At 69.7% G+C, this 17366-nt stretch carries 26 protein-coding genes; 20 read left to right on the top strand and 6 right to left on the bottom strand.

All coding sequences use genetic code 11. The features are described 5' to 3' along the window. Positions 1-745: 745 nt before the first annotated feature. The 16 genes from B100_RS0133035 (at position 746) to B100_RS0132955 (ending at position 10624) form a co-directional block, all read left to right on the top strand. On the top strand, positions 746-1225 hold the full coding sequence (locus tag B100_RS0133035) for a hypothetical protein (protein ID WP_486585771.1): 480 nt from the start codon (positions 746-748) through the stop codon (positions 1223-1225). Between the two features lie 81 nt (positions 1226-1306). Next, positions 1307-1825 carry a hypothetical protein gene (locus B100_RS35010; RefSeq protein WP_024888613.1) on the top strand — a complete coding sequence of 173 codons (519 nt, stop codon included), beginning with the start codon at positions 1307-1309 and terminating at the stop codon, positions 1823-1825. A 142-nt stretch (positions 1826-1967) separates the two neighbouring features. Further along, positions 1968-2972 carry a DUF932 domain-containing protein gene (locus B100_RS0133025; protein ID WP_024888612.1) on the top strand — a complete coding sequence of 335 codons (1005 nt, stop codon included), beginning with the start codon at positions 1968-1970 and terminating at the stop codon, positions 2970-2972. Positions 2973-3314: 342 nt separating this feature from the next. Next, a complete protein-coding gene (locus B100_RS0133020; protein ID WP_024888611.1) occupies positions 3315-3782 on the top strand; it encodes a hypothetical protein in 468 nt (155 codons plus the stop codon). A gap of 55 nt (positions 3783-3837) precedes the next feature. Then, a complete protein-coding gene (locus tag B100_RS0133015) occupies positions 3838-4251 on the top strand; it encodes an SsgA family sporulation/cell division regulator (protein WP_024888610.1) in 414 nt (137 codons plus the stop codon). A gap of 153 nt (positions 4252-4404) precedes the next feature. Beyond that, entirely contained in the window at positions 4405-5235 is an 831-nt protein-coding gene (locus tag B100_RS0133010; RefSeq protein ID WP_024888609.1) for a hypothetical protein, read from the top strand. A gap of 80 nt (positions 5236-5315) precedes the next feature. Further along, entirely contained in the window at positions 5316-5606 is a 291-nt protein-coding gene (locus tag B100_RS0133005) for a hypothetical protein (protein ID WP_024888608.1), read from the top strand. Further along, a complete protein-coding gene (locus tag B100_RS0133000) occupies positions 5603-5788 on the top strand; it encodes a hypothetical protein (protein ID WP_024888607.1) in 186 nt (61 codons plus the stop codon). The genes B100_RS0133005 and B100_RS0133000 overlap by 4 nt, the downstream gene beginning before the upstream one ends. Positions 5789-5797: 9 nt before the next feature. Beyond that, positions 5798-6133, top strand: coding sequence for a hypothetical protein (locus tag B100_RS0132995; RefSeq protein ID WP_024888606.1), 336 nt, complete (start codon positions 5798-5800; stop codon positions 6131-6133). Between the two features lie 68 nt (positions 6134-6201). Next, positions 6202-6441, top strand: a complete 240-nt coding sequence (locus B100_RS0132990) for a hypothetical protein (protein ID WP_024888605.1) — start codon at positions 6202-6204, stop codon at positions 6439-6441. 50 nt (positions 6442-6491) lie between these two features. Further along, on the top strand, positions 6492-6812 hold the full coding sequence (locus B100_RS34685) for a hypothetical protein (RefSeq protein ID WP_486585770.1): 321 nt from the start codon (positions 6492-6494) through the stop codon (positions 6810-6812). Between the two features lie 5 nt (positions 6813-6817). Further along, entirely contained in the window at positions 6818-7003 is a 186-nt protein-coding gene (locus B100_RS37935) for a hypothetical protein (protein ID WP_486585769.1), read from the top strand. Positions 7004-7464: 461 nt separating this feature from the next. Further along, positions 7465-9012 (top strand): ParB N-terminal domain-containing protein, encoded by a 1548-nt coding sequence (locus B100_RS0132970; protein ID WP_024888615.1) that lies wholly within the window; start codon positions 7465-7467, stop codon positions 9010-9012. A gap of 84 nt (positions 9013-9096) precedes the next feature. Then, positions 9097-9420, top strand: a complete 324-nt coding sequence (locus B100_RS0132965; RefSeq protein ID WP_037724020.1) for a F0F1 ATP synthase subunit delta — start codon at positions 9097-9099, stop codon at positions 9418-9420. A gap of 125 nt (positions 9421-9545) precedes the next feature. Further along, positions 9546-9920 (top strand): hypothetical protein, encoded by a 375-nt coding sequence (locus B100_RS0132960; protein WP_024888601.1) that lies wholly within the window; start codon positions 9546-9548, stop codon positions 9918-9920. A 125-nt stretch (positions 9921-10045) separates the two neighbouring features. After that, positions 10046-10624, top strand: a complete 579-nt coding sequence (locus tag B100_RS0132955) for a hypothetical protein (protein ID WP_024888600.1) — start codon at positions 10046-10048, stop codon at positions 10622-10624. A gap of 45 nt (positions 10625-10669) precedes the next feature. Here the strand turns inward: B100_RS0132955 and B100_RS34680 are convergent, their stop codons facing one another. Together B100_RS34680 and B100_RS36220 are read right to left on the bottom strand one after the other, a co-directional pair. After that, entirely contained in the window at positions 10670-11077 is a 408-nt protein-coding gene (locus tag B100_RS34680) for a hypothetical protein (RefSeq protein ID WP_486585768.1), read from the bottom strand. A 197-nt stretch (positions 11078-11274) separates the two neighbouring features. Next, positions 11275-12170 (bottom strand): IS5 family transposase gene (locus B100_RS36220; protein ID WP_486585767.1). Its coding sequence is split into 2 segments (ribosomal slippage): positions 11275-11822 and positions 11822-12170, totalling 897 coding nucleotides; the frame shifts between segments, so codons are not numbered across the junction. 310 nt (positions 12171-12480) lie between these two features. On the opposite strand from B100_RS36220, the gene B100_RS37105 reads away from it, so the two are divergent. After that, complete coding sequence (locus B100_RS37105) at positions 12481-12636, top strand: hypothetical protein (RefSeq protein ID WP_158686774.1); 156 nt, start codon at positions 12481-12483, stop codon at positions 12634-12636. A gap of 63 nt (positions 12637-12699) precedes the next feature. Here B100_RS37105 and B100_RS0132930 read toward each other — a convergent pair whose 3' ends face one another. Continuing rightward, the gene (locus B100_RS0132930) at positions 12700-13179 is read right to left on the bottom strand and encodes a diadenosine tetraphosphate hydrolase (protein WP_024888597.1); all 480 of its coding nucleotides are present in this window, start codon (positions 13177-13179) and stop codon (positions 12700-12702) included. A gap of 420 nt (positions 13180-13599) precedes the next feature. On the opposite strand from B100_RS0132930, the gene B100_RS37930 reads away from it, so the two are divergent. The 3 genes from B100_RS37930 to B100_RS0132915 all read left to right on the top strand — a co-directional run bounded on the left by B100_RS37930 (position 13600) and on the right by B100_RS0132915 (position 14871). Continuing rightward, positions 13600-13773 (top strand): hypothetical protein, encoded by a 174-nt coding sequence (locus tag B100_RS37930; protein ID WP_486585766.1) that lies wholly within the window; start codon positions 13600-13602, stop codon positions 13771-13773. Positions 13774-13816: 43 nt separating this feature from the next. Then, positions 13817-14197, top strand: a complete 381-nt coding sequence (locus B100_RS0132920) for a hypothetical protein (RefSeq protein WP_024888596.1) — start codon at positions 13817-13819, stop codon at positions 14195-14197. Between the two features lie 131 nt (positions 14198-14328). Next, the gene (locus tag B100_RS0132915) at positions 14329-14871 is read left to right on the top strand and encodes a single-stranded DNA-binding protein (RefSeq protein WP_024888595.1); all 543 of its coding nucleotides are present in this window, start codon (positions 14329-14331) and stop codon (positions 14869-14871) included. An 85-nt stretch (positions 14872-14956) separates the two neighbouring features. On the opposite strand, the gene B100_RS0132910 is transcribed toward B100_RS0132915, so the two are convergent. The 3 genes from B100_RS0132910 to B100_RS0132900 all read right to left on the bottom strand — a co-directional run. Next, positions 14957-15802, bottom strand: coding sequence for a DUF3626 domain-containing protein (locus B100_RS0132910; protein WP_024888594.1), 846 nt, complete (start codon positions 15800-15802; stop codon positions 14957-14959). Between the two features lie 466 nt (positions 15803-16268). Further along, entirely contained in the window at positions 16269-16700 is a 432-nt protein-coding gene (locus B100_RS0132905; protein WP_024888593.1) for a DUF4259 domain-containing protein, read from the bottom strand. Between the two features lie 56 nt (positions 16701-16756). Next, positions 16757-17366 (bottom strand): transposase (locus B100_RS0132900; protein WP_024888592.1); only part of this gene is annotated, 610 nt, incomplete at its 5' end.

Genomic DNA, 17366 nt, shown 5'->3' with positions numbered 1-17366 from the left:
CCCGCGGAGCGGGTACCCCATCGCTGCGCGATGGACAAGCGAACACCCGCGCTGCGCGCGAGTGTTGCGCTCCCGCTCCGCGTGAGCGCTGGCGGGACGCTGTGCGTCCCGCCCACCAACCCGGCTGCGCCGGGTTGGTGACGCTCCGTCCGCTGCGCTTCCGGAGCTGCGGGGCCTACGGCCCTGAGGGTGGCCTCCGCTGCGCTCCAGCCACCGGGGTGCTGCGCACCCCCAAGGGCCGGACCCGCTGCGCGGGTCGGCCAACGGGCCTGCGGCCCGGGCAGCAAGAGGGGAGGGTGGCTGGGGTCGGTGACTCTGCATCAGGTGATGCAGCATGTAGCTTTGGCAGGAACGGGGCACTCCCCCGCTTCAAAGTGCAAACCCGATTGACTCTGGAACCAGCATGCGCCCCCGCTACGCAGGAGAAGACCAACACAGCAGGATCGCCAAAGGATGAAGGCGCCCTACTCCGGGCTTTAGCCCCGGGCTTTTCTACCCCCGTCCAGGGCCCGAATTGGGCCCCGTTCCCCCACTCCCAGCGCGGCGGCTCCGGCCGACGCGCAAGCAGAATCCAGGCCGCCCGATCCCCGAGGCCGCCGCTCGCACCGCGCCCGCCCGCCTCACTCATCCTTCAACCGTGCGGGGACAAGTGGCAGCAGAGGGGATGTCAGCTCCCCGACCACGGCCAATCGTCCTTCTGGCCAGCAGCGATCGGAAGCCGGCCGCCAGGCAGGGGCAGGAGTTGGTGCAGGAGATTGTGCAGGAGTTTGTGCGTGGGATGGTGCAGCAGATCTTCGATGCGGTATTATGGAACATGTCGGAACGGGGTGGCTCCCCTACCGGCATCACCGAACGTTCGTCAACAGAAAGGCCCAACGTGGAAATCGTCATCAGCGCAGGCAAGGTGACCTCCGGTACGGCCGAGATCAACACCCCCCAGGCCCAGAAGGCGCGCGGGATCGCGAACTTCCTGCCCCGCCCGGAACTGCTCCGGGATGCCGTCATCGAGCACAACCAGGACGAGAACACCACGTCCATTCGGTTCGACACCAAGGCCGGTCCGATCCGGGTTGTTCTTCCCGTCGCTGACGGGTTTGAGTTCCACATCATCCACGACAGCGAAACCGGCCCCCGAATTCTCGGCACTTTCCGGGGATCGTCCCTTCCCGTCCGAGCCGTCGCCTACCGAATCAGCGAATTCCTGCGGACACGCGGGCTGAAGTAACAGGCAATCTCCGGGGGGCCCGGCTCACCGGGCCCCCGGATCACCGGCCCAGCACTCACATCACCTGAAGGGACAGCCACCGTGAGCATGACGAACATCGAGCCCACCCACCGTGCCGAGCCGCCGAGCGAGAGCGAGGGCGAGCAGATGGAGGCCGCGTTCCAGGCAGCCTTGGAGCAGCTTCCCCCCAACACCGGTCTGTCGCACGCCGTGCGCGAGCGGGCCCGCGCTCTGTTCGAGGTCGGATGGATCTCCGGTGTCCGCACCGGCCACACCGGGCCCGCGCTGGCCGGTGTGCCGTTGCCGCCCGAGACGTTCAGTGTGGCACTGGCGAGCCTGGCCGCCAGGAGCCAGGACAGCGGCCCCGGTATCGGCCAGTTGGTCAGCTACCACGGTTCGCAGGAGCGGGCATGGGGGCGTTACTGGGTCACGGGGATTGACCGCCAGTTCAGTCGCTGGGGGCGCGAGTACGTGCTATACCGCCTGAGCGACTACCGGGGTGGCGTGTTCGTCACCGCCCTGTCCGGGGTCCACGCCGAGAGCATCACGGCGCTGCCCCCAGTACTGGCAGAGGCGCACCTCGTGAGTACCGGGGCCTGATGGCCGGCCGTTCCGGCCCGGTGGGGCAGCTGGAGTTTTAATCGGTTGCCCCACCCACCATATTAGGTATTATGGAACTAGTTCGGGAAGGGTTGGCCCCCTACCGGACCCGCCAAAGTTCGTCACCAGGAAGGAAGCCCCAGTGGCTCACAAGATCGAGCAGTTCACCGACGGCACCGCCGCTTTCGCCTCCGCCAACACGAGCGCCTGGCACAAGCTGGGCACCGTCACCGACGGCGCGATGACCGCCGAGGAAGCGATGCGTATCGCCTCCCTGTCCGGCTGGAACGTCCGGCTCCTGCCCCTGACCGCGACCGAGATCACCGCCGACGGCACCACACCCGTCGAGGTGGCGCAGCACTTCGCGACCGCGCGCACGCACCCGAAGACCGGCCGCACTGAGACGCTGGGAGTGGTCGGCAGCGACTACCACCCGGTCCAGAACGAGGAGCACGCCGAGTTCCTGAACCTGCTGGCCGACGAGTCCGGCGCCCACTTCGAGACCGCCGGATCCCTCAAGAACGGCCGTCAGGTGTTCCTCACCATGAAGATGCCGCAGACCCTCACGATCGGCGGAAGCGACGATGTTGATCTCTACATCGCGGCTTTCAACAGCCACGACGGAGGCAGCGCGTTCCGCATCGTGGTGACCCCCGTCCGGGTGGTGTGCGCGAACACCATGCGCGCCGCCCTCCACGGCGCCCGCTCCAGCTTCGTGGTCCGGCACACCGCTGGAGCGAAGGCCCGCATCGCGCAGGCCCGTGACGCCCTGGGTCTGACGTTCCGCTACGCCGAGGAGTTCGAGCAGGCCGCCCAGCGGATGATCGAAGCCGAGATGACGCTCGGGGAGCTGAAGTCGGTGGTTGATCAGCTCTGGCCGGTCAAGGACAGCGACAGCCCCCGGAAGAAGACCAACCAGCGGCAGCGCTGGGGAGCGATCTCCAACCTGTTCGAGCACGCCGACACTCAGGCCGGGGTGCGGGGCACGCGGTGGGCCGGATACAACGCCCTGACCGAGTATGCGAACCACGTCGCCCCCGCCCAGGGCAAGACCGACACCGAGAAGGCAGCCGCCCGCGCCGAGCGGGTCATCAGCGGCGCCGCCAACGACCTGATGGAGAAGGCATTCGCCCTCACCACGGTCTGACCCCCTGACCGCCGGACGGGCGCCTCATCCCCTCCCCCTCGCGGGGCGCCCGTCCGGCCCCACCAACGCCCCGCCCCGGCGACTGCCGAGTGCGCAGCGCCCCACCCGAGAGGGAGCGCGCAGCGCGCCCGCCCGCCGCCAGGGGGCTGCGCAGCAGACCGCCCAGCCGCCCCCGGAGCGCAGCGCAGCAGACCGCCCAGCCGCCCCCGGAGCGCAGCGCAGGGGGCACCCCCCACCGGTTCGCGCAGCGAACCGCCCACTGCTCCGGGCGCAGCCCGGAGGACCCCGCTGCGCGGGGAGAGAGCAACGCCCCCCATCGTTTCCGCTGAGGAGAGACGACCTATGCCCGCACGCCCGGAACTCGTCCGCCCCGATGACGCCGCCATTGCGGCAGCCGCGCGCCGCACCGTCTCCGCACTCGCCGCCGTGTTCGAAGCTCTCGGCACCGGTGAGCACACCCTGAATCTGGCCGTCGAGCAGACCAACGACGGTTTGGTCAGTGGCCACGCCGACATGTCCGTCGGCATCGGCCCCGAACGGCTGGCCGTACTGGACGAGACCGAGTTCGGCACGCTGTGCACGCTGATCACTTTCGCGCTGGAGGGCAGCACCGTCCGCCGCGCCGTCCTGGTCGCCAGCACGGCCGCCGAGCCCACCCCCCGGGCCTGCGCGTGGACGGTACAGGACGGATGGCTGCGCCCCATGGACACGGCCGAGCTTGAGTTGGCCGTCCGTCCCTGCCCTGGTCTTCCGAACGTGCGCCGGGAGGTCTACAGCGCCCCGGTCCTGGACCAGCCCCACGGCCGCTGAGACCGCGCCCCGTCTCTCACCTGCAACGCACCCTGAGCGAAAGGCCCTGGTGCTCATGAACAGCACGGTCACCTGCGAGCTGCACGTGCGCCTCGTTGTGTCGAGTGAGTCTTCCCTGCCTGTTCCGGCGAGCCTGCGCTACGACACGGCCGACCCGTACGCCGTGCAGGCTGCCTTCCACACCGGAGACGAAGACAGCGTGGACTGGGTGTTCGCCCGCGAGTCTCTCGCCGAAGGTCTCCACCGCCCCACCGGGATCGGTGACGTCCAGATCTGGCCGTCTCGCAGTCACGGCATGGACGTCGTGTGCATCGCCCTGGCGTCCGAGGAGGGTGAGGCCCTGCTCCACGCCCCGGCGAAGGTCCTGGAGTCCTTCCTGCGGCGCACGGACGCCGCCGTGCCGCCCGGCACGGAAGGCGGTCACTTCAACCTCGATCAGGAGCTTTCGCGCTTCCTGGCAGAGAGCTAGGCGAGACCCGCAAGCACGCCGGTGCCGTCGCCTCGGGTGACGGCACCGGCCCCGAGCGGCCACCGGCCCCCGAGCCTTCCCCCACCGGCCCCCGGCACCTGCCGGGGCCCTCTCCCGAAAGCCACCGCTGCGAACGCCCAGGAGGCCCCGTCCATGAACCGTGACAGCCTGACCGTCGCAACCCCCGCAGGCACCGTGCACGCGACCGCCAGCCCCCGCCGGGGTGACGCCGTCGTCTTCGAGCTGGGCGGCGCGATGCGCGGCAGCGTGCACGTCACCGGCACGCACCACCCTCAGCACTGGGACCGGTTCACCGCCGTCCGCGCCTGTCTCGGCCCCGTCAACGCCTACCAGACCACCGCCCCCGACGACGCGCTGCCCCGCCTCGCCCGCGGCAGCAGCGGCTACCGGGGAAGCCTCAGGCTGTACACCGACGTCGTCGGCCGCCCCCAAGTGTCGGTCTATCCAATGGAGACCGCCGCCGGGCACGAGCCGTCCCCGAAGACGGCCGCGACGCTCACCGCCGTCCTGCGTGCCTGCGCCGAGCACGTCATGCAGCGCGAGGACCTGCCCACCATCCTCACCGCCTCCCGCGAACGCGACACGCCCGCCCTGCTGCGCTTCCTGGACTGGTCGGTCACCCACCACCAGGCCGAAGCCGCGCGCCTCGAAGCGGAAGCCCGGGCCGCCCAACCTGCCCGACACGCAGCCGTGGCCGCCTGGTGGACCGTTGCGCGCTGGCTCACCACCGCCCCGCACCCGGTGCTGCTGGTGATGCTGGCCGACTACCCCGGCTCACTATCCCGCCACGTCTCCGTCATGCAGTGGCTGACCCCCTACTGCCTCACCGCCGCCAGTCGCGAACACGACCAGGCCCGCCGCGCCGAGACCGAGGCCGCCGGCCTGCGGAACCAGCAGATTCGCCAGCGCCGTCGCGGCCTCACTGACAGCGAGCGTGTCCGTAACGATCTCACCCTCCGCTAGGCCTCCGTGGCCTGCGCGCCGGGGCGACCAGCCGCCCCGGCGCCCGCCCTCGCATGCCCTTGAGCAGAAGGAGATACCTCGTGGCCACGTTCAGCCACGCCACACCGGAACGCTGCGCCCAGCTCGGCCGTGCCCTCACCGCCGCCGGCCTCACCTGGAGCGACAACGGCCAGCAAGGCGCCGCCCAGTTCCTGACCTACACCGTCACCGACTCCCACGGCCGCACATGGCGGATCAGCCCCGCCACGAGCTTCCAGATCTCCCCCTCCGCCCCGGGGCAGATCTGGCAGGCCAGCTGCCCCGCTCTGATGACCACCACCCCCGTCCTGTCCGCCCGCCAGGTAGCGGAGCACATCAGGGACGCGGCATGAGCAGCCCACCGCCGCCGTTCCGTCCCGAGGACTTCGACGAGCGCTGCGAGACCTGCGGCGCGCCGCCCGGCCAGCTCTGCCGGGCGTGGTGCGACACCGGATACACCGCCGAAGACGCCCGCGCCGACGCCGAGCGCCACACCACCCAGTCGTTCACGTCGCCTGCCCGCCCCGAGTTCTGAGGAGTTGTCATGCTGCGAGCGCTGCTCCGTGCCCTGCCACCGGCCCGCCTGCGTATCCCCGCCCGCCGCTTCACGGCCGGAATCGCGGCACTGCCGCCCACCGCCCATGAAGCGTTCGGCACCGCCGCCACCGCCGCGGAGGCCATCACCTACAACCGCAGTCGCGTCGCCACCGCAACCGCCGTCGCCCTCTACCGCAGCGGGCACGTGCTGCCGATGCCCGACGACCACCTGGACGACGCCGTGCGCGCCCTGGACGACTTCCCGCACTCGGCCCCGAGCCCGGAGACCCGCGCCGCCCTCGCCGTCCTGGAGGCCGACTACACCGTCACCGTCGCCCACTGACCCATCCCATCCCCACCAGCCTGCGGGCCGCCCGCCACCGGGGTGGCCCGCACTGAAAGGAGCTTGTGGTGTTCCTGGTCACGCCCGACCGAATCCACGGCCTGGTGGCCGCCCCCCGCTCCCCCGAAGACCTCACCCCCGGCACCGAAGAGACCCTCACCGCCCAGGGGTTCACCTGGAACAGCGACATCGAGGCCTACACCCGCCCGACCGATCACAGCTCCGAAGCCGTGGACCGCACCGCCGGCGCACTGCGCGCGCTCGGTCACTACGTCTTCTCCGCACACACGCCGCTGTCTCACGACTGACAGCGCCGGCCCCCTCCCTCCGACCGAACAGGACAACGCCCATAAGGCCTTTGCAACTTGCCGAACTACTGACCGCCCCGACCGAGCATCCAGTCCGGGAGGCGCTGCGTGAACTCGCCCCCAGGGAACAGGACGTGCTGGTCATCGAGGCACTGGCGGCCACCGAGGAGGCGTGGCGGCAGGTGCTGGTGAGCCGGGTCAAGGCATTCACGGCCGGGCAGCCCGCGGACGGACGCCCGGCAGTGGCCGCCTACTTCACCACCACGGAACGGCGCGCAGCCGACGGCATGCGCCTGGCTGGAGCCCCTTCGTCGCCGCCCTCGCGGACACCGAGGCCGTTCCAGATCTCCGGCCCACCCGGACCACGGTGACCGCCGTGCCTGTGGGGGAAGCCGCGCCGGCGGAAGAGGTCTTCGCCGACCCGGAGCTGGCCGCGGCGCTCAACCGGCTCGCAGCACTGGACCCGCCCGACCACGGGGCCATCCTGCGCATCCACCCCCACCCGCGCGGTGACCCGCATCAGCACCTGACCACCGGTCCGCAGCCGTCGGCGGTGGGGTAGCGCCAGGAAAACCCGTTGCCCCACCGCCAGCGATCGGTATTATGAAACTCGCTACATCCGACGCCCCTACGCCGGAGCCACGGGCGGCAACGCCGCACAGACGACTGGCCCCACCCAGACCCCCATTCCCGGCCATGAGAGAGGTCCCGCCATGCCTCGACCCGTCCTGCTCCCGCCGCTCGCGGCCGATGCCGACCGCAGATGCGTCGACTGCGGCCTGCCCTGCACCGGACAGGTGGCCACCATCCCTCGCCTCCGGGGCGGAAGTCGCGCCGTATATGCCTGCTCCGTACATGCGGCGCGGCGCCGCAAGACTTCCTGACCTGCACTTCCACCGGCGAGGCAGCGTCGAGCAATTCAGTTGCCCCACCATCAAAGTCACGTATTATGGAACACGCCGAGAGGGTGGCGCCCTCCCGACACCGCTGAAAGTCCGTCAACCCATCACAAGGAGGCCAGACATGGCCACAGTCACCGAGTCCCCCACCGCCGAGACGGCCGAGACCGCCCCGGTCGACGCCGACGAGACGAGCCTCACCGCCGTCCTGCTCGACCCGGACACGATCACGCGCGACGAGTGCAACGCCCGCGAGACGGACACCGAGCCCGACACCGACCTGATCAACTCCGTCAAGGCCGTGGGCGTCCAGGACCCGGTCAGCGTCCGCCCCCGCCCGGACGGCACCTACGGCGCGTTCAAGGGCTGGCGGCGCACCCAGGCCGCGCAGATCGCCAACGCCGCCGCCGAGGCGGAGGGCCACCCCAGGCGGCAGATCAAGGCGTACGTGCGCGCGGATCTGGTCGGCCGGGACGCCTGGACGCGGTTCCTGTCCCTGATCGAGAACCACCAGCGGCAGGGCATGTCCCCCAAAGACACCCTCAAGGCCGCCGAACTGTCGCTGATCGGGATGGACGAGGTCGAGCAGAAGCAGGCCGCACGGGCCCTGGGCCTCAAGCGCGGCACCGGCAAGCGGCTGGGCCGTGTGCAGCAGCTCGATGACGCCACGCTGCGCCGGGCCTCCGCCGGGGGCATGGACCTCGAACAGCTCGCGCAGCTCGCCGAGGTCGAGGATGTGCCCCGCGCGCAGGACCGTCTCCTGCGGGCGCTGGCCCGGGACGAAGCGGAGGAGGGCGGCGGGCGCGGCCACTGGGACCAGGAACTCGCGCTGCTCAAGGCCGAACAGGACGACCTGAACGCCCGCATGAAGGCCGTCGAGGCTCTGGAGAAGGCGGGCGTGCCCCTGCTGCCCGCGCACCGCCTGTACGGGGAGAAGGACACCGCCCGGCCGCTGTCGGAGCTGACCACGCCGCTGGGCAACCCGCTGGACGAGAAAGGGCACAAGGGCTGCCCAAGCCACAGCGCCCGGCTCGACGACGAGCACCAGCCCGTCTGGTACTGCGCAGACCCGGCCGAGCACGGTCACAAGGTGCGTCCGAAGCCGAAGCCGGTCAAGACGGCCGAGGACGAGGAGAAGGCCGCCGAGCGGGCACGCATCACCGCCTGTAACCGGGCCTGGAAGGCTGCCGCCGGGCCCCGTAAGGAGTTCGTTGCCCGGCTGGTGCGCGGCAGCAAGGCCCTGCCGGAGGAGGCTTGGCGGTTCGCCCTGACCGTGCTGCTGGACCTCCCCTCCTTCTACGGCAAGTGGGCGCAGCGGCAGGGGGCCGAGGACGTCGCTCAGCTGCTGGGCGTGAAGCTGCCTGACAGCCCTTTCGAGCGGGTGCGGCTGTCGGAGCTGGCGACCCTGTCCAAGGCCCGCATGGCCCACGTGCTGTTCGCGCACGTCGCCGCCGCCTTCGAGCGCGACATGCGTGACCCGAAGGGCTGGAACGCCGCCCGCATGCAGGTCAGCTTCCTGTGGGAGAACCCCACCCCCGAACAGGCCGCCTACCTGCTGCTGCTGGAAAAGCTCGGCCGGGACGACAAGGGCAGCTACCGGCTGTCCGAGGTCGAGGGACAGGCCGTCGCCGCGCACCGGGGCGAGGCCCCGGGCGACGACTCCGCCGCCTGAGCCGCCCCGGACATCACCCCACGGCCGGGCACCACGTGCCCGGCCCCCCACCCACGCACGATCGAGACCCGCTTGGAGTCCGTCATGCACAAGTCCGGCACCGCCGACCCCGCCCAGCCGATCGATGGCGACCAGCCGCTCACCCTTGATGTGCTGCGGCGACTGGTCGGCAACGACTGGGCCCGTCTCCCGGGCGACACCCTGGTCGTGCTCTCCCGCGACACCGAAGGCAACCTCTACTCGCCGTTCAGCACCTACGCCATCGGCCGGTACTCCCCCGTTCACGAGCTGACCGGTGAGGTGTACCCGCTGGAGAGCGAACTCGCGGCAGACACCGAGCTGCGCGCGCTGTTGCCGAAGGTCCCGGCCGACGCCCGCACTGCCCTGGTGCTCTACCCGCTCGGCTGACCGCCGTGCACCCGGCGGGCACCGCACAGCCGGTGCCCGCCACCCTGGCCCACCCGTGGCGCCGGTTCCCGCCGGGCGCCTCACGTCCGGTCCCCCGCACCACAGACCCGAGAGAGGACACACCTATGCCCACCCTTGCCGAGGTCCGCGCCTTCATCAGCGAGCTGCCCGACGTCGTCTCCGTGGCCGCCCTCCAGGAGGCAGCTACCAACCGCCTGATCCAGCTGGACGCCGTCAAGCGCCCGGTCATCACTCCCGGCCGCACCGCCCGGATCGGCACGACGATCACCCCGGCGTGCCTGCGCCTGCTGACCGGCACCGTCCAGCAGCCCAACCGCACGCGCAGCCGCTTCGACTTCCTGCTGGACGAAGCCTCCACCGAGCGGCTGCGCCGCGACCCGAGCAACACCCGCTTCCGTGTCGCCGACGGCGAGAAGCGATACCGGCTTGCGAAGGTCCCGGCCGCCTGCATCGAACTCACCGACCCGGCCGACTCCTGAGAACACCAGCTCCCGGGGGCAGCAAGCTGTGCTGCCCCCGGGAGATCGCGCCGGTAGGCCGCCAGTTCGAGCCCGGCGATGCCAGCCCCGGCACCGTTGCAGCCGCCCGAACGTACGCCAGCGACATGAGCGGTGCACCCCTGCCCGAGCCGTCACCCGCCGAGCAGGACAACGGCCCGCTGAAGCCGGCGCACGAAGCCGCGTACTACCTGGGGATGGGTGAGACGTTCCGCATCCTCACCCGTCCCGGAGAACCGGTCAGCCCGGACGTGAAGGAGCTGAGCACTGCCGTACGGGCCGTGCCCGGCAGCGGCACCTGGTATCGCCGCGGCGACGAGGCCGCCCGCCGGATTGTCACCTCCGACCAGCGCATCCGCAATCTGCCCCAGGACCCCGACCAGCTCTGGGCACTGCTCGCCGACGTGCTCCAGGCATTGGACCAACTCAGCCAGGCTCCGCAACTGGACGGCAGCAACCTGCGGCGTACCCACCTCCTCGGTAGCCAGGCGGCGATCCGCCGCACCGACCCAACCGACGGCTGGGGCCCCGTACGCGTGAAGTGGAACCCGGACGGCGCAGGCCGCTGGACAGACCTCCACCACGGCCACTGGCAATGGCCCCACCCGGCAGCCGAACCCACCGCGCTAGGAACTGTCTGGCAAATGATCTCGGTCGGATCGTCAGTGTCCACGTGCATGTGCTGAAGCAGGTGCGGATTGGCCTACCCGCCATTTGACGGATGGATAGGTTCACCGGAGAGGCAGTCCTGCCTTGGCGCGCCAGTAGTCGGCGTCGTGCGGTTCGGCCAGCCAGCCGGCCAGGTGTGTAGCTGCGGCCCAGAATGGCTCAGGCAGCGAGGTCTCGTCGCTCACCACGACCGTGAGGGCGTCGACGTCGTGAGTAGCATGATCGGTCCCGCACCAGCAGGCCACGTTCACAGCCGCATCGACTGCGAGCTGGCCCAGATCTGTCCACACCACTTGGAGCAGGAACTCCAGTTGATCTCCATCTTCGGCATGCTCGATGACATCCAGGCCGAGGATGATCGGCGTTCCCACCTGCCGGCCGGGGAAGGCAGCGTGCTCTGGGAACCACTCCCAATCCGCGGTGTCGCCACCCCTTCGAGCCTCGTCGACCGCGCGGGCCGTCCGATGCAATGAGTCCTCATCCGCAGGATTCAGGAAGGGGAAGAGTGTGGTCGTGGGATATCGCCGAAGCCGCCTCGCATGAGGTGATCATGCCTGTCCCTGGCTAGACACGACGAGTTCATTCCGGGCCTTCTGCGGGAAGCCCGACAGCTTTGTGCTCCCAGCGAGCCGAGCACGTTCATCCGCCTGGTTGAGCACGTTGACGGTCACGCCGACAAGGGTTCGCGGAGCCAGAAGATGAGTGCCGCGAGGTGGAGTCCGGCCCGGTAGCGGGCGGCGAGTTTGTCGAACCGCGTCGCGATGGCCCGGAACTGCTTGAGCCGGTTAAAGCAGCGTTCGACGACGTTGCGGGCCTTGTAGAGCTCACGGTCGAAGGCCGGCGGTCTGCCGCCGGCCCGGCCGCGCCGCATCCGGTTGGCCTTCTGGTCGCCCCGCTCCGGGATCACCGCCCGGATGCCCCGGCGCCGCAGCGTCCGGCGGATCGCCCGTGACGAATACGCTTTGTCGGCGATGACTGCGTCGGGCCTGCGGCGCGGACGCCCGACTCCGATCCTGGGAACTCGCACGGCGTCCAGGACCGTGTTGAAGGCAGTGGAGTCATTGACGTTGCCTGGCGTGACGACGAGGACGGCCAGGGGCAGGCCCCGGCCGTCGCAGGCGAGGTGAACCTTGGTGGTCAGCCCGCCGCGGGACCAGCCGAGCGCCTGACCAGCCGCCGCGCGTTCCGGATCTTCCAATTCGTCCCCCGGCGCCGCCCCTTTTTGCGGGCTCCGGCTGAGTGCTGGTGAACACGGTTGATCGTGGAGTCGACCGACACGGTCCACTCCACTGCCCCGACCGAGTCGTCGCGGACCTGGAGCTCCTCGAGCAGACGGGCCCAGGTCCCGTCCGCCTCCCACCGGGCGAACCGCTCATAGACCGTCTGCCACGGCCCGAACCGCTCCGGCAGGTCCCGCCACGGAGCACCCGTCCGCAACCGCCACAACACCCCGTTGATCACCCGCCGGTGATCCCGCCACGGACGACCCCGCCCGTCAACACCCGGCAGCAGGGGCGCTATCCGCTCCCACGCCGCATCCGTCAGCTCTCCGCGACCCACCACAAGATCAATTGTCAGACAGGCCCTAGCCCCGCACCACACGACTGACCGCCCCCGGCCGTCGCCCCCTGGCAACTGACACCCAGTTGCCCCGCCCCGCGATCCGAGGGAGAAGACAGATGCACTCGGTACCCCAATGCTGTGCGCGCCGGCCTCTGGCGGGCGGGCTGGTCGTGCCGTGGGTGTCCCTGGTCCACGGCGGCCATGCCGCCTTCGGCAGACTGGACGCCGAACGGGCCCTCACAGTCTTCCTGCTGATGGCGCTTCTTGAATCTCCCCACTTGCTGCTAACCGGTGGGGCAAACCTGCTCTGTTGACCATCGACCCCCTGGCACCGACGGCCGTCCGGAACTGCCCGCACCACGACCAGCCCGTCACGATCGTCGCCCTGCTCGCCACCCAGGAAGCCGCCCGCCCCACGATCACCAACCGCGTCACCGACATCACCCCACTCAGACGACTCCAGTGAGCTTGGGCTGACCGTCACCGATCACCGGGCCCGCCAACCTGACGGTCGGCGGGCCCGCATCACTCAAGTCCCCGAGCGCAGCTGGTCCAGTTCGCTGCCGATCACATCCCGCAGCGCGTCATGCTGCGGACCGAGCCTGAACCGTCTGTCGCTCCACCATTCACGCGGATAGAGCCACACCGGCTTGCCCACCACATCGGCCGGCTCCCACTCGAACCGCGGCCAGACATGCGCATGCAAGAACGGGTCTGTGTTCCCCAGGATCTCCAGATTGACCCGGCGGAAAGCCGGGTCCAGCCGCCGACAGGCACGCTCGACCGCTTCACCAAGCTGGTCCATGTCAGACAGGAACGACAGCCGCTTCGCCCTCGGCAGGTCCGACAGCCGCTGCACATCCGGCTCGTCCACGAGCAGAACCGAGTAGCCCGGCAGGAACTGAACGTCCCCGATCACCGCGAACCCCGACGTCAGCCGTCGCAGCACGGTCGGGTTCTCCCCCCTCAGCGCAGCCCCGATCCGGTCCATCCGCCAGTCACCAGTCATGGCCAGAACCTACATTCTGGTGATCAAGGACTGCTCTTCAATCCCCACCCTCCTCACACGGTTCAAAGCAAGTGGGGCGAGGAGCGGCCCCGGCCGTTTTCAAAGATCCCCATCACTGCGGCGCCTGTGCCAGAGCTGCGGCCAGCCTCTGGATGAGCGGTGCTACCTGATCGTCCGTCCAGCCGACGTCGTCCGGGGCTGTTCCCCCTAACCGGCGCTGCACCCCGAGTGCCTGCCGTACACCGCCACGCACTGCCCCATGCTCAACGGCACCGCGACGCACTACCGCCGCCGCCCGGTCCTAGCCGGCCACCCGGCCGGACGCCCGTGCACCGACTCGTCCTGCCCGTGCCTTTCCCGCTCCCCGACGCGGGCCACACCGCGCGCGGCGGCAGTCCCGCCGACCGGTACGAGGCTTGGATGATCCACACACGGGCCTACCGTCTCGTCCACCTGCCCGGCGGGCCCGATGCACCCGCTGGCATCAACGTCGACGTGCCCGTCCTGCGTAAACGCCTGCTGCGCGCAGCGGCACTCACGCCCGGCCAGCAGCACCTGATGGACCTGTGGAACGCCCTCATGAACGGGTCCTGACCACCTCCCCATCCCTCCCCTGACTACGTCAAAGGAGCACACCGTGCTGATCACACCGGACCCGGCCACGCCCGCAGGCGCGGCCGTCATCGATCTGGCCACACTGATGGACGACCTCCAGGCCCGCACCGGCGAATGGCCGGGCGCGGAGACCGCCGACATCCTCAGCGGATGGCTGAGCCGCTTCAGCTTCGCCGTCCCCATCGCCCTCACGGCGCAGCAGGCCGGCCGGCCGTGGGTGCTGCGCCGGTGGGACCGGCTCAGCGAGGAGGTGACGCTCTGGTCCGACGAGGCCTCCGATGTAGCTGGCGGTCTCGGTGGCGGTCATGCCCGGCATCGTGTAGCGCAGGGCCGTGCGCTGTTCGAAGGTGGCGAGGACGGCGAGTTTCATCGTGCGGCGGAGGGTGGGCTGGCTCACGAGTAGGCAGGACAGGAGCGGGTGCTCCCACTCGGTTGGGGAAAGGGGATGACTCTCACACCTTCTCACGTATTATGGAACTCGCCCGGGTGCTTCCGGGTATCGCCTCACGTTCGTCACATCGAGGAGCGCCCAGCATGAATGGAGAGACGACCGCCGTCATCCGCGGCCGCGTGTACGGAACCGTGCAGCTACGTCACACCGAACGCGGCACCCCAGCGGCCCGGTTCACCGTGGTGCAGATCCCGCGCGAGTACGACTACGGCCAGCGCCAGTGGCGCGACGGGGAGCCGGTCCCCGTGACCTGCACGGTCACCGGCCCGCTCGCCCGGCACGTCGCCGAGTGCCTCACCGACGCCGTGCACGTGATCGCCACTGGGAACGTGGCCCTGCGCGACAACGTGCTCTACCTCGACTCCGCCCAGGTCGGTGTGGATCTTGCCCACCACGTCACCTACATCGACGACACCCTGCCTGCCGTCCTCGCCGGACGCGCTCCCGCTTCGACCCCGCGCGCGACGACCACGCCTGAAGCACCCGCCGCTCACCGGGCCCGCCCGAGCCGTCTCGCCCCGGCAGCCCGACCGGCCCCAGTCCCGGCCGCTGTGACCGACTGGTGGCGGTCCGCGCCCCACACGACCTGGGACGCCCCCGCCGCGCCCAGCCGCACCGCGCGCTGACCGCACTCACCCCCAGCTCACCGCTCCGTACAGCGTCGGCGGCATGCCGCCGGCGCCCCCTCACGGAGGTTCACGATCGCCGAGTTCACCCTCCTGCTCCATCCGTGGAGCAACAGGTCGCGGTCACTGCACTGGCAACCGGGGGCGGGCCACCAAAGCGCGCCAAGCAGTGCCAGACCTTCTTGAGCGCCTGCGAATCGTAATGGCCTGTGCGGGCGGCCCTGCCGATCGCCCAGGGGTCCAGACATCCGTCGACCGCGATCTTGGTGCCCAGGTCGACGTATTCCTGACCCCGGTAGTCAGGGTGTCGCCGCAAATGCTCAGCGGTCAGCCGGAAGCCTGGATGCCACTCGATCGGGCACGGAAGTCGGCGGGCCGCCTCCTCCACGTCCGTGTCTCGGTAGCTGGGGTCCAAGATCAATGCCTCAACGTCCCGGTCGAATCTGACGGATCCGTGGATGTGAGCCTCAATGTGTCCGTCTAGGGCGTCCAGCCCGTCAGCCTCGGCCATACCCATAAGGGCGAAGCGGGACGCTACAGCGAAGGCCGAGGGTTCCGTCGAGCTGTCTGGATAGCAGAAGGTCGCGCGTTCGAGGGTGTCAGTCGTGAGCCGGAAATACGAGGAGCCGAATCGAGGCGCCCCGCCGACCGGCGAGTCCCGATAGTTGAGCGCCCCGTAGACAGGGCGCTCGTGAGGTGCGGCGTGATCGTACGCGCCGCCGAAGATGCGGCTCTCCCAGCGCCACCGATCCCCACCCGGGTACGCAGTCAGGCCACCGTTGCTAGTGCCGGTCACAAACTGTGAGTAGTAGACGCCGTCATCCGCCATCCGAAGAAGAAGGAGTCGATTGCCCACCATGCGGTCGGGGTGAAAGTTCATGGTGAGCTTCGGTCCGGGGGCGAGAGGGGCTCCGGACGACCGAGCCGCCATGTGCCGCAAGGCTGAGTGGTCAGGTGACCAGGAAGTGCCAGCAACCATCCACGCAGTGTGTAGGAACCTCAACGCTCGCCACACGCGAATTTTTGTGCTCGTGCTTCCCCTCCCGTAGTCCGGTAAAGCTGCTCCTGCTCACGGTGTGTCTGCGCCTCTCGCCGCGACCTGCTGCTCACCATCGGGCGGCGTCCGCGGCTGGCGGACCTGTACGCCGAGGTCGAGCAGGCGTACGGGGACAGCTTCCGCCTGGACTGGCGGCTCACCGACCTAATCCGGCAGCCACACACTGCGGGGCACCCAACCCCGGGATGGTCTGCCCGGACGACGGTCCGGACTTCACCGCCCTGCAGGACCAGGTCCGCCAGGCACTGAAGCGCGAACCCCGCAAGACGCCGGAGCTGGCTGGCTGGCTTTATCGAGCAGCAGTGGTTCTGGCTCAGCTTCTGTGCTGAGTGACGCTCCGTTACGGCTGGACGTCGAAGAGAGCAATGGACGGGGGCGGCGGGACAAGCACCGCGCGAAGGCGCGTCAATATGGCTCGCCACTGCTTCCAGTCCTCCGAGTCCACCCAGTTTGAGGCCGGCCCATCCTCGTCGCCGACGATGCGGGCGAGGGCTTCGTCGGCGAGTACCCGAAGGTCTGAAGGGAACACGGGCATCGGTGTTTCCGGGCCGTAGGACATGTCGACGGCTTCGCCTCCCGGGCATTGCGCCGCGATCAAAGCGGCGGCTGCCACCGCTTCTTCCGCTTCCGCGAGGTAGCCGGTGGCGTCGATAGTTCGGACGAGGACGCCTCGGATCAGGGCTTCACGTGCCTCGGGCGCGGCTTCGTCGAGCGCATTGGCGAAGTCCGCGGCTGTGTCGTTGTCGAAGGGACCGGTATCCCAGGTGCCCATGCTGATCTCCTTGCGTATGGTCGCCCGGATCGTCGCATCAGGCACTGACAACACGACTACGGGGCGAGCAGGACCCGTTTGCGAAGAAGGCCGAAGCCTGCGCGGCCGAACATCTGGCGCTTGAGCATCTTGATCCGGTTCACGTGGCCTTCGACGACCCCGGAGTTCCAGGGCAGCGTCAGGCCGGCGATGACGGCGTCGCGGTCCCGGTCGATGCCGGCCGCGAGAGTGTGGAGGCTGGGCAGATCGTCCTGGCGGACGGCGTCGAGCCACTGAGGGAGTCGTTCACCCTGGCGCTCGGTGAGCATGCGGGCGAAGGACCGGACGTGACCGGTCAGGGCATCGAGTTCAGGGCAGTTGGCCAGGACGGCCTTGAGCCGGAGCTGTTCGATCTCGGTCAGCGTCTCGGGTCGGCTGAGGATCCATCTCGTCACCACGCGGGGTGCCGGCGGTTGCGCGGTGACCGGCCGTGGCGAGGTGCGCTTCTCTCGCAGGTAGGCGCTGACCCGGCCGTAGCTGCCTCGATAGCCCACGGGAACGATCTCCTCCCAGAGCTTCCAGGCGTTGGTGCAGCCCTCGTCCCAGCGTTCGTCCAGGTAGGGCTTGTACTCGTCGAGGACGGAGGTCCGGTTGTGCTGCCACTGGCCGCGGAAGAGGTCTTCCGGC

Source organism: Streptomyces sp. CNH189 (genome assembly GCF_000527195.1).
Note: the sequence above shows the minus strand (reverse complement) of the source record. Positions and strands in the feature narration are given on the sequence as shown.

Excerpts from the sequence above, each read along its gene's own strand:
- B100_RS0133020 (WP_024888611.1), top strand. The coding sequence starts at position 3,315 with ATGCCCGCACGCCCGGAACTCGTCCGCCCCGATGACGCCGCCATTGCG.
- B100_RS0133000 (WP_024888607.1), top strand. The coding sequence starts at position 5,603 with ATGAGCAGCCCACCGCCGCCGTTCCGTCCCGAGGACTTCGACGAGCGC.
- B100_RS0132905 (WP_024888593.1), bottom strand. The coding sequence starts at position 16,700 with ATGGGCACCTGGGATACCGGTCCCTTCGACAACGACACAGCCGCGGAC.
- B100_RS0132965 (WP_037724020.1), top strand. The coding sequence starts at position 9,097 with ATGCACAAGTCCGGCACCGCCGACCCCGCCCAGCCGATCGATGGCGAC.
- B100_RS0133015 (WP_024888610.1), top strand. The coding sequence starts at position 3,838 with ATGAACAGCACGGTCACCTGCGAGCTGCACGTGCGCCTCGTTGTGTCG.
- B100_RS37930 (WP_486585766.1), top strand. The coding sequence starts at position 13,600 with ATGATCCACACACGGGCCTACCGTCTCGTCCACCTGCCCGGCGGGCCC.
- B100_RS0132910 (WP_024888594.1), bottom strand. The coding sequence starts at position 15,802 with ATGGCGGCTCGGTCGTCCGGAGCCCCTCTCGCCCCCGGACCGAAGCTC.
- B100_RS0132960 (WP_024888601.1), top strand. The coding sequence starts at position 9,546 with ATGCCCACCCTTGCCGAGGTCCGCGCCTTCATCAGCGAGCTGCCCGAC.
- B100_RS0132915 (WP_024888595.1), top strand. The coding sequence starts at position 14,329 with ATGAATGGAGAGACGACCGCCGTCATCCGCGGCCGCGTGTACGGAACC.
- B100_RS0132970 (WP_024888615.1), top strand. The coding sequence starts at position 7,465 with ATGGCCACAGTCACCGAGTCCCCCACCGCCGAGACGGCCGAGACCGCC.
- B100_RS0133010 (WP_024888609.1), top strand. The coding sequence starts at position 4,405 with ATGAACCGTGACAGCCTGACCGTCGCAACCCCCGCAGGCACCGTGCAC.
- B100_RS0132995 (WP_024888606.1), top strand. The coding sequence starts at position 5,798 with ATGCTGCGAGCGCTGCTCCGTGCCCTGCCACCGGCCCGCCTGCGTATC.
- B100_RS0132930 (WP_024888597.1), bottom strand. The coding sequence starts at position 13,179 with ATGACTGGTGACTGGCGGATGGACCGGATCGGGGCTGCGCTGAGGGGG.
- B100_RS0132955 (WP_024888600.1), top strand. The coding sequence starts at position 10,046 with ATGAGCGGTGCACCCCTGCCCGAGCCGTCACCCGCCGAGCAGGACAAC.